Here is a 10,003-nt window from a genome sequence, read left to right as displayed (position 1 = left end):
CTGACACACCGCATTTGCGAGCAAGCCCGCTCCCACAAGGGTCACCCGCCAAGTCAGGCGTAGTAATCGACCGCACTGGTGCCGATGACACTGGTAGTGGCGGCTGCCACTTCAGCGATACTGGCCGGCGAATGGTCATCCGCCGAATCAACGGGTCCGCCGGATGAACGGGTACGTCCCGCCTGGGCCTGCTGCTGCGCCTGTTGCCCCTGCTCTTGCGAGCCCCGAGACTGGTCGGACACGTTGACGTCAACCTGCCCCATGCCTTGCTGGGCAAAACTGTCGCGCAACCGATGCAACTGGCCTTCGAGAGCTTCGCGCACGCCTGGGTGGGCGCTCATGAAAGTGACCTGGGTCTGCTGGTCCGGCACCATGTTCACGCGGATGTCCAGGCGCCCGAGTTCGGCCGGTTGCAGCTGGATATCGGCCGCCTTGAGATTGGCGCTCGACAGATACATCACCCGGTTGACCACTTCTTCGGTCCAGCCATTCTGGTTCATGGCAATGGGCTGGTTGACCGGCACCGTGTTGGCGGTCTTGGGTGTAGCGGCCTGGGTCAGCGCCGCCAGACGATTGGCGAAATCCTCGACCCGCGTATCGCTGGATGCGGCAGTCAGGTCCTTGAGGCCTTCACTGATCAAGCCACCGAACGCCTTGTCACCACCTTCGCTGCCGGGACCAGTACTGTCCTGGTCGGCTTGCACGGTAAGCATGCTCGCCATCCCGGCGGCAAAGGTCTGCGCCGAAGTCTGGTCCGCCTCGAGCGAAGCAGGAGCAGCCGCCTTGGGTTGGGCCTGGCTGGCAGCGGAAACATGACCACTTTGCTCCATCGCCAAGCGCAAGGCCGGCAATGCGTCGAGTGGGTCGGCTTGCGGGTCGAAAGCGGGATCGACCGCCGGGTCTTCGACCTTGGCCGGCGTGACCAATGGAGCAACCGGCGGAGCCACGGCAGCAGCGACCTGGACTTGAGCGGCGACCACCGCCGGTGGAGGTTCCGGCGCAGTGGCCACGACGGGCACGGTCATGTCCGGCAGTTGTGCCGGATCGAGCGTCGGATCCGCCACAGGGGCCTGCGCCACCGTATCGTCGGTCGAATCGGCAGCGTCGTCATTGGCAGCCTCGTCGTCGGCGCTGGCCGGTTTGTCTGCTGGCAAGGGCTTGCCGCTATCGGCAACCTTCGGTTCCTCGGCGGCAGCGGTTTCGTTACCGGCGTCCTTTTTGACGGGAACATCGGAAGTTTTGTCGCGTCCGGCTTTTACTGCAGGCCCCGATGGCTCGGAGGATGCCTGACGGGCAAAGACCTTAGCGAAGCTGGAGCCTTTATCCCCGATGTCCGGGGCCGCTGCCGGTGAATTGACGGCGGCCTGCGGCTTGGCCTGGGCAGCGGCCTGAAGCAGTGAATTGGGGGTAACGGGCATAAAAAAGTCTCCGCTGCACTGGAATCATAGGTACAGTCGGGACAAACAATGCAAGGGACGGGCCAGCTATCACCAACCCGGGGAATCTCAGCAGTGGAAGCCTTCGCGCTCTTCGCGGCAAAGCGAGCGAACGTGGGCGAACTCGCTGTCGATTTCGCTGACCAATTTCTCGATGCCGCCCAACGAGGGTTGTTTGGCACGCTGCTCCAATTCGCCGCAAAGCTCGGCGAGGCGGATGGCGCCCATATTGCTGCTGCTGCCCTTGAAACTGTGGGCGGTGGCGCTCAGTTTTTCAGCGTCCCGGGCCTCGTGCAGCACCCGCAGGCGAGCTTCGGAATCGTTGAGGAAGGTGTCCAGTAGCTCCAGATACCCTTCTTCCATGACTTCCTTCAACGTGCTCAGCACGTCGCGGTCCAGATGAATCTCACTCACTTGTTCGCTCCCTGATCAAGAATGACCCTGATTATGCCAGAGCCTCCCAGAAAAACTCCACGCGCACACTACGACCATCGTCTGACCAAGAGGCCTGATGGCTCAATTGCTGTACCAGGCTCACGCCGCGCCCGGACAATCGATCACAATCCACCGGCCGGGCCAGCACCCGGGCCACATCGAAACCCTTGCCACTGTCCTCGACCTCGATCGCCAGGCGACCACCCTCGCCGCTAGGCATGACGTGCAGGTGCACCCGCACGTAGCCGTCACTCAGTTCGTCCAGTCGCTCGTTGCGTTCCCGGTAATACCGGGCAAATCCCGACGCATCACGCTTGAGGCTCGAATCCAGGCCCAGCACCCCGTGATCCAGGGCGTTGGAATAAAGCTCCGACATGACACTGTACAGGGCGCCACTCTGAGCCCTGAGCCCGTGAACCTCAAGCAGCACCTGCAACAGGTAGGGCATCGGATTGAAACGCTTGAGCGTCTGCGCCCGGAATTCGAAGCTCACCGACCAGTCCAGCGGGCTGGATTGGCCACTATCGGAATAGACCGGCGGCGGCGGATTGAGTTGCGAGGGTGCGACGAGCCGCACCTCGACCATGCTGAAGTCGTCCCGCGACTCTCCGCCAAAGTCCCGCAAGGCCTGTTGGATATCATCGAACAGCAGGTCTGGCTCGCGATTGGCGGCGAACACCCGTTGCAGCCCCTCGACACCGAACGGCCGGTCTTGCTCGTCGCTGGTCTCGATCACACCGTCGGACAACAGGAATACCCGGTCACCCAGCGACATGGCGTGGACTTCGGTGCGGTCATCGAATAACTGGGGCGACAGCACCCCCAATGGCAGGTGCCGCGCCGGCAATGGCGTGCGCGTGCCGCTGAGGCCGTCATGCAGATAGCCATCGGGCATGCCGCCGTTCCAGACCTCCAACGTGCAGCGCTGGAAACTCAGGCACAGCAGCGTTGCGCAGCAAAACATGTCCACCGGCAGGATGCGTTTGAGCTTGGCGTTCATTTCCCGCAGGATCTGCGCCAGGCCGTAGCCCTTGGCGGTCATGCCGTAGAAGACTTCCGCCAGCGGCATTGCGCCGACCGCCGCCGGCAAGCCATGCCCGGTAAAATCCCCCAGCAGGATGTGCATGTCGCCGGCCGGATTGAACGCGGCCAGCAATAAATCGCCATTGAATAAAGCGTACGGCGATTGCAAGTAGCGGATGTTCGGCGCGCTCAGGCAGCCGGAATGGGCGATCTTGTCGAAAACCGCCTTGGCGACCCGTTGTTCGTTGAGCAAGTAGCCGTGGTGCCGGGCGATCTGGTCGCGCTGCTCCACCACCGTGGCCTGCAACCGGCGCAAGCGGTCCATGGCCTTGATCTTCGCCGCCAGGATCACCTGGTTGTAAGGCTTGGCGAGAAAATCGTCACCGCCCGCCTCCAGGCACCGGGCCAGGCCTTCGCTCTCGGTCAGCGACGTGAGGAAAATGATCGGGACCAACTGGTCCCCGGCCAGGTGCTTGATTTTCTGCGCGGCCTCGAAACCGTCCATCACCGGCATCATCGCGTCCATCAATACCAGATGCGGACGCTGCGCCTGATAGACCTCGACCGCCTCGGCGCCATCCGCCGCCGTGAGCACGTGATGGCCCTGGCGACGGACAATGGTGGACAACAGCAGTCGATCAGCGGCACTGTCTTCGGCGATCAGGACCGTCAGCGATTCGAGGTCGGACAACATGACTGACAGTCAGGCTTTGCCTGAGTGGTGCCTGTCGTGGTGATGACCGGCCCGATCTTTCTCTGACTTGTCTTCTTTGGGGTAGATGTCGAACAGCTTGTCGAAGTTGGAAATCGCCAGGATTTTCTTGACGTCACTGTTGCTGTTGACGATCCGGATATCCGAATCGTCGCCACCGGCATGATCGCGCAACAGCAGGAGCATGCCCAGGGCTGAGCTGTCCAGGTAGGTGGCTTCTTTCAAATCCACCACAATGGACTCAGGCTTCATGTTAAGCCGCTCATACGACTCACGAAATTCCTGATGCCGACCGAAATCGAATCGACCCTTGATCGAAATCGTCAACTTCTGCCCATCGGGGGATACTTCGGTAACGACTGACATGATCGGCTTCCTTGTCATGGACATACGTGTACAAGGTTTAGCATCTGGTGAAGGTCTGAGCAAGGTTTTGGATCATTCACCTGACAAAATCCTGTTTAGTGATCAGTAGGGGTTCTGGCGCGGCAAGCGCTGGGACAACTCATCCAGCAATTTCTGCTCGCGTTTATCTTCCAGTTGCCGCGCCTCATCGATATAGCGTTGCACCAGTTTGCGCAGCCCCTCCACCCGGGCAAAAGCCTCCTGCCAACCCTGCCGGGCTTTTTCCAGGTTGTTCTGGTGCCAGACCAGGCTCTGGCGCTGCTGGTCGATGGCGGTGCCCAATTGCGCCAGGAACCCCTGGTAGCCCAACAGCCATTGGCCGGAAACCCCATGGCGGCCACGGGCGACCCACTGTTCCTGGTATTCGAGGCGGAAATTCTCGAGGTCCGCCAGTTTGCTCTCGGCCACCGCCACCTGCCCCTGGAAATAAGCCAGCCGCTGCACGGCGGCTTTCTCGGCTTTTTCCGCCATCTCCACCACCGGCGCCAGACGCGCCGCACGACTCGTGGCCATGGTCGGTTACCCGCCGGCAACGGGCGCGAAAATGCTCTGCAGGTGCGCTTCGCTGGCCCCCATGCCGATATTGTCGTTCAGGCTTTGGCGCAGGTAGACGGACATGGCCGGATACAGATTGATCGCAGTGTCGGTCTCGCGGTCACCGCCGGGCACGTATGCACCGACGCTGATCAGGTCACGGCTCTGTTGATAGCGCGACCAGTACTGCTTGAATTGCTGGGCACGCTTCATGTGCTCGGGGCTGACAACCGACGGCATGACCCGACTGATGGACGCCTCGATGTCGATGGCCGGGTAATGCCCTTCCTCGGCCAGGCGCCGGGACAGCACGATGTGTCCGTCGAGCACGCCCCGGGCCGAGTCGGCGATCGGGTCCTGCTGATCGTCGCCCTCGGACAGCACGGTATAGAAGGCCGTGATCGAACCGCCGCCCTTCTCCGCATTACCAGCGCGTTCCACCAGCTTCGGCAGCTTGGCGAACACCGACGGTGGATAACCCTTGGTCGCCGGCGGCTCTCCGATAGCCAAGGCGATTTCCCGCTGGGCCTGGGCGAAACGGGTCAACGAATCCATCAACAACAGGACATTCTTGCCCTTGTCGCGGAAATATTCGGCGATACGCGTGCAATACATGGCGGCCCGCAGGCGCATCAGTGGCGCGTCATCCGCTGGCGAAGCAACGACGACCGAGCGCTTGAGCCCTTCTTCGCCGAGGATGTGCTCGATGAACTCCTTCACCTCACGGCCCCGCTCGCCGATCAGCCCCACCACGATGATGTCGGCCTCGGTGAAGCGGGTCATCATGCCCAGCAGCACACTCTTACCTACGCCGGTACCAGCGAACAGGCCCAGACGCTGGCCGCGACCGACCGTCAATAAACCGTTGATGCAGCGGATGCCTACGTCCAGCGGCACGCTGATGGGGTCGCGCTTGAGGGGGTTGATGGTCGGGCCGTCCATCGGCACCCAGTCTTCGGCTTTCATGCCGCCCTTGCCGTCCAGGGCGCGACCGGCCCCGTCCAGGACGCGGCCGAGCATGCTCATACCCATCGGCAGCCGACCGGTGTCAGCCAGCGGCACCACCCGCGCACCAGGGGCGATCCCGGCCACGCTGCCGACCGGCATCAAAAATACTTTACTGCCGGAAAAGCCCATGACTTCGGCTTCGACTTGCACCGGGTGGTAACTGTCGTCGTTGATGACCATGCAGCGACTGCCCATGGCGGCGCGCAGGCCTTCGGCCTCGAGCGTCAGGCCGACCATGCGCAGCAGGCGTCCTTCCAGGATTGGCTGGCCAGCCAGTTCGGTGGCCTCGGCATAGCTGCCCAGGCGCTTGCCGAAGCTGGTTCGCTCAAGGCGCATCGCGGCTGTCCGGTTCGGTGGCAATCAGTGGGGCGCTGTCGGCGTCGATATCGGCGCCAGCCCGGGGTTCATCCGGCAATTCCAGGCTCAGGTCGGCAGGCGCCGGGTGCAGGGCTTGCTCGTGCAGTTGGTCCAACAGCTTGGCCATGATCTGATCGATGCGGGTCTCGACGGTCGCGTCGATGCGGCTGTGCTCGGTTTCCACCCGACAGCCGCCGGGCAGCAGCGAAGCGTCCTCGACGATGCGCCAGGTTTCCTCATGGCGCTCGCGCAGGGCTTTGACCAGTTCGAAATCCTGGGGGTTGATATACAGCCGCACATTACCCACGCCCAATGGCAACAACTTGAGTGCTTCGCGCATGACGTGTTCGATCTGATTCGAATCGATGGCCAGCTCGCGCTGGATGACCTGGCGCGTGATGTGCTGCACCAGTCCCACCAGGGATTTCTCGATCTGGGTGTCCTGCTCGGCAATCGGTTCGAACAGATTGACCATCAGCGATTCCAGCGCCCGCAGCTTGGCCGTCAGTGCCACATCGGCTTCCTGGCGAACCTTGAGCGTGGTGCTGTGGAAACCTTCCTTTTCGCCTACCGCAAAGCCTTCGTTGTAGGCTTCCTGGCGAATGCTTTCGACTTCTTCAAGGGTCAGCGGCTGGACTTCCTCCAGCGGCACTTCTTCTATTTCCGGCAACTCCTCCACCGGCTCGGGCTCAGGCTCGGGCACATGTGGGTCGAAGCTGGGCAGCGACCAGACGTCGAAACCGCCGACGTCACGGGCGCGGATCAGGTCGCTGGGTGCATCATCACTCTTGACGGACATAACGACCTTAGATCATCTCTTCGCCGCCCTTGCCACCGAGAACGATCTCTCCGGCTTCGGCCATGCGGCGGGCGATGGTGAGGATTTCCTTCTGTGCGGTTTCCACGTCGCTGACGCGCACCGGGCCCTTGGCCTCGAGGTCGTCGCGCAACAGTTCGGCCGCCCGCTTGGACATGTTCTTGAAGATCTTTTCCTTGACGCCTTCGTCCGAGCCCTTGAGGGCCAGTACCAGCACGTCGGAGGATACTTCGCGCAACAGCGCCTGGATGCCACGGTCGTCGACATCGGCCAGGTTGTTGAACACGAACATGAGGTCTTCGATCTGACCGGACAGGTCTTCGTCGAATTCGCGGATCGAATCCATCAGTTGACCTTCGATCGAGCTGTCGAGGAAGTTCATGATGTCTGCCGCACGCTTGATGCCACCCAGGGTGGTACGCGAGGCATTGGAGTTGCCCGAGAACTGTTTCTCGAGGATCTGGTTCAATTCTTTCAAGGCCGCCGGCTGCACGGTGTTGAGCGACGAGACCCGCAGGATGATGTCCAGGCGCACCTTGTGGTCAAAGTTGCCCAAGACTTCGCCGGCCTGGTCCGGATCCAGATACGCCACGACGATCGCCTGGATCTGTGGGTGCTCGTAACGGATCACGTCGGCGACCGCCCGCGGCTCCATCCATTTGAGGCTGTCCAGGCCGCTGGTGTTGCCGCCCAGCAGGATGCGGTCGATCAGGCCGTTGGCCTTGTCCTCGCCCAGTGCCTGGGTGAGCATCTTGCGAACGTAGTCATCGGAACCCACGCCGAGGCTGGTCTGATCGCCGACGATGTCGACGAACTCACTCATCACCTGCTCGACCTGCTCACGATGGACGTTGCCCATTTGTGCCATGGCCACGCCCACTCGCTGGACCTCCTTGGGCCCCATGTGGCGCAGCACTTGGGCGGCGTCGGTCGAACCCAGGGACAGCAGCAGAATCGCGGCTTTGTCGACCCGGGACAATTTGGCAACAGCGGCTCGATTATCACTCATCTGCGTTGATCCACTCTTTCACGACCTGGGCCACACGACCCGGGTCTTCTGCCACCAGACTCTTGATGGCGTTCAACTGGGCGTCATAACCTTCGCTCGGGCTTGGCAACAGAATGCTCTGCGGCCCGCCGAGGCTGACGCGATCATTGGCCAATTCGCCATCCAGGCCGCCCATGCCTCCCAGCTCTACATCACCAAAAGCTGCCAATTGCTTGTTCTTGCCGCCATTGGTGATGTTGTTGAGCACCGGACGCAGCACACCAAAGACCAGGATCAGGATGAACAGCACGCCCAATACTTGCTTGACCACATCCCAGAACCAGGGTTGCGAATAAAACGGAATATCGGCGATCACTTCACCGCGCTCCGAGGAGAACGGCACGTTGATCACGCTGACGCTGTCGCCGCGGCTGGCGTCGAAACCGACGGCGTCCTGCACCAAGCGGGTGAAACGCGCCAATTCGTCGGCGCTCCATGGCGCACGCGTGGTTTCGCCATTGGCCGCATTGACCTTGACCTGATCGTCCACCACCACCGCGACCGACAGACGGCTCAAACGGCCCTGCTGCTGCTTGGTGTGGCTGATGGAACGGTCGAGCTCGAAGTTCTTGGTCGACTGCTGACGCTTGTCGGCCGGGTATGGCGCCAGCATCGGCTGGCCGGTGGCCGGATCCATGATCTGCTGGCCGTTGGCATCCACCAGCGGCTGGCCTGGCTGCACCATGCTGGCCGCTCCAGCGGCACCACCGGTGGTTTGCGGCGCGCTGGCGGCCGACGGCGGCTGGTTGCTCAGGGCACCCGGGACGCCTTGCGGGCCATTGCTGGCGGTGCGCTGTTCATTGACTGATTGCTCGCTGCGCAACGCCGGTTGATCCGGGTTGAATTGCTCGGAAGTCGATTCGACAGCGCTGAAATCCACATCGGCCGAAACCTCGGCTTTATAGCGGTCATTACCCAGGACCGGTTGCAGGATGTTATGCACCCGCTGGGTCAGCATGCCTTCCATGCGGCGGCTGTAATCGAATTGCTTGCCGGCCATGGTCAGTTCGGAATTTTCCGCCTGATCCGACAACAAATTGCCTTTCTGGTCGACCACGGTGATCTGTGATTTGCTCAGCTCAGGGACGCTGGTCGCCACCAGATTGACGATGGCCAGGACCTGGCCGGGCTCCAGGGAACGGCCCGCGTACAGTTCGACCAGGATCGAAGCGCTGGGTTTGCGCTCATCGCGAACGAACACCGAGCTCTTCGGAATCGCCAAGTGCACGCGGGCGGCCTTGACGTTGTTCAGGCTGGAGATGGTCCGCGCCAGCTCACCTTCCAGGCCGCGACGATAACGGGTCGCTTCCATGAACTGACTGGTGCCCAGGCCCTGGTCCTTGTCGAGGATCTCGAAACCGATGTTGCCATCTTTTGGCGTCACGCCAGCCGCGGCAAGCTTGAGGCGCGCACGAGCAACATCGTCGGCCTTGACCAGCAAGGCGCCGGAATTTGGTTCGACCGTATAGGAAATGTCGGCAGCCGCCAGGGTCTCCATGACTTGCTTGGCGTCCATGCCCTCCAGGCTACCGTACAACGGACGGTAGTCCGGCTGCTGGGACCACAACACCACGGCAAAACCAATCGCCACGCTGGCAGCCAGGCCGACCAACAGGCCTACCTGACGCAACATGGTCATCTCGGAGAGATTTTCCAGGAAGGACAAGCCGAACAGCGGCGGTTTGCCGTCTGGCGGAGTGGCCTTGGCTGGAACGTTATCTACGGCTGCTTCTGCCATGACTCAATAGTTTCCTTAAACCGGCATCTGCATGATGTCTTGGTAGGCTTGAACCAGTTTATTGCGAACCTGGGTCAACGCCTGGAACGAGACACTGGCTTTCTGCGAAGAAATCATCACGTCAGTCAGGTCGACGCCACTTTTACCAATTTCAAAGGCACTGGCTAATTGGTTCGATGCCTGCTGGGTATCGTTCACTTTATTGACGGCCTGACCGAGCATGTCGGAAAAGCTGCTGCCACCCACCTGGGGGACGGCAACCGATTTCGGCTGGGCCATGGCGTCCATTTGCATGGCCCGCATGTCCAACATCAATCGATTAAATTCAATACCTTGGCTCATGGTCTATTCTCTCAGGCGGCCCGCGTTTTTTTGACACTTGCTCAGTGGATATCTGGGTAGTAGCAACAAGGGTGCCAGCTCCATGGCCACAGGAAACAAATGCATGTGGGAGCGGGCTTGCTCGCGAAAGCGGTGGTTCAGTCAATGC

10 protein-coding genes are annotated in these 10,003 nt (G+C 61.4%); all 10 read right to left on the bottom strand.

Annotated features, from left to right (window positions below; all coding sequences use genetic code 11):
• Positions 1-53: 53 nt before the first annotated feature.
• The gene (locus RGM2987_RS01715; RefSeq protein ID WP_245138384.1) at positions 54-1,418 is read right to left on the bottom strand and encodes a flagellar hook-length control protein FliK; all 1,365 of its coding nucleotides are present in this window, start codon (positions 1,416-1,418) and stop codon (positions 54-56) included.
• A gap of 87 nt (positions 1,419-1,505) precedes the next feature.
• Positions 1,506-1,850 carry an Hpt domain-containing protein gene (locus RGM2987_RS01710; protein ID WP_245138383.1) on the bottom strand — a complete coding sequence of 115 codons (345 nt, stop codon included), beginning with the start codon at positions 1,848-1,850 and terminating at the stop codon, positions 1,506-1,508.
• A 31-nt stretch (positions 1,851-1,881) separates the two neighbouring features.
• Positions 1,882-3,588, bottom strand: a complete 1,707-nt coding sequence (locus tag RGM2987_RS01705; RefSeq protein WP_280639790.1) for a fused response regulator/phosphatase — start codon at positions 3,586-3,588, stop codon at positions 1,882-1,884.
• Between the two features lie 9 nt (positions 3,589-3,597).
• On the bottom strand, positions 3,598-3,972 hold the full coding sequence (locus tag RGM2987_RS01700; protein WP_348529612.1) for an STAS domain-containing protein: 375 nt from the start codon (positions 3,970-3,972) through the stop codon (positions 3,598-3,600).
• 102 nt (positions 3,973-4,074) lie between these two features.
• Complete coding sequence (gene fliJ, locus RGM2987_RS01695; protein WP_245138382.1) at positions 4,075-4,524, bottom strand: flagellar export protein FliJ; 450 nt, start codon at positions 4,522-4,524, stop codon at positions 4,075-4,077.
• 6 nt (positions 4,525-4,530) lie between these two features.
• On the bottom strand, positions 4,531-5,889 hold the full coding sequence (gene fliI / locus RGM2987_RS01690; protein ID WP_245138381.1) for a flagellar protein export ATPase FliI: 1,359 nt from the start codon (positions 5,887-5,889) through the stop codon (positions 4,531-4,533).
• The gene (fliH, locus tag RGM2987_RS01685; protein WP_245138380.1) at positions 5,879-6,709 is read right to left on the bottom strand and encodes a flagellar assembly protein FliH; all 831 of its coding nucleotides are present in this window, start codon (positions 6,707-6,709) and stop codon (positions 5,879-5,881) included. The genes fliI and fliH overlap by 11 nt, the downstream gene beginning before the upstream one ends.
• Before the next feature lie 7 nt (positions 6,710-6,716).
• Entirely contained in the window at positions 6,717-7,736 is a 1,020-nt protein-coding gene (gene fliG / locus RGM2987_RS01680) for a flagellar motor switch protein FliG (protein WP_024778656.1), read from the bottom strand.
• Positions 7,729-9,513: a flagellar basal-body MS-ring/collar protein FliF gene (gene fliF / locus RGM2987_RS01675; protein ID WP_245138379.1), complete on the bottom strand. Its 1,785-nt coding sequence runs from the start codon at positions 9,511-9,513 to the stop codon at positions 7,729-7,731. The genes fliG and fliF overlap by 8 nt, the downstream gene beginning before the upstream one ends.
• 15 nt (positions 9,514-9,528) lie before the next feature.
• Complete coding sequence (fliE, locus tag RGM2987_RS01670; protein ID WP_003199082.1) at positions 9,529-9,855, bottom strand: flagellar hook-basal body complex protein FliE; 327 nt, start codon at positions 9,853-9,855, stop codon at positions 9,529-9,531.
• Between the last annotated feature and the right edge of the window lie 148 nt (positions 9,856-10,003).

The sequence above is a fragment of the Pseudomonas sp. RGM2987 genome (assembly GCF_022952855.1).
Taxonomy (GTDB): Bacteria; Pseudomonadota; Gammaproteobacteria; order Pseudomonadales; family Pseudomonadaceae; genus Aquipseudomonas.
Note: the sequence above shows the minus strand (reverse complement) of the source record. Positions and strands in the feature narration are given on the sequence as shown.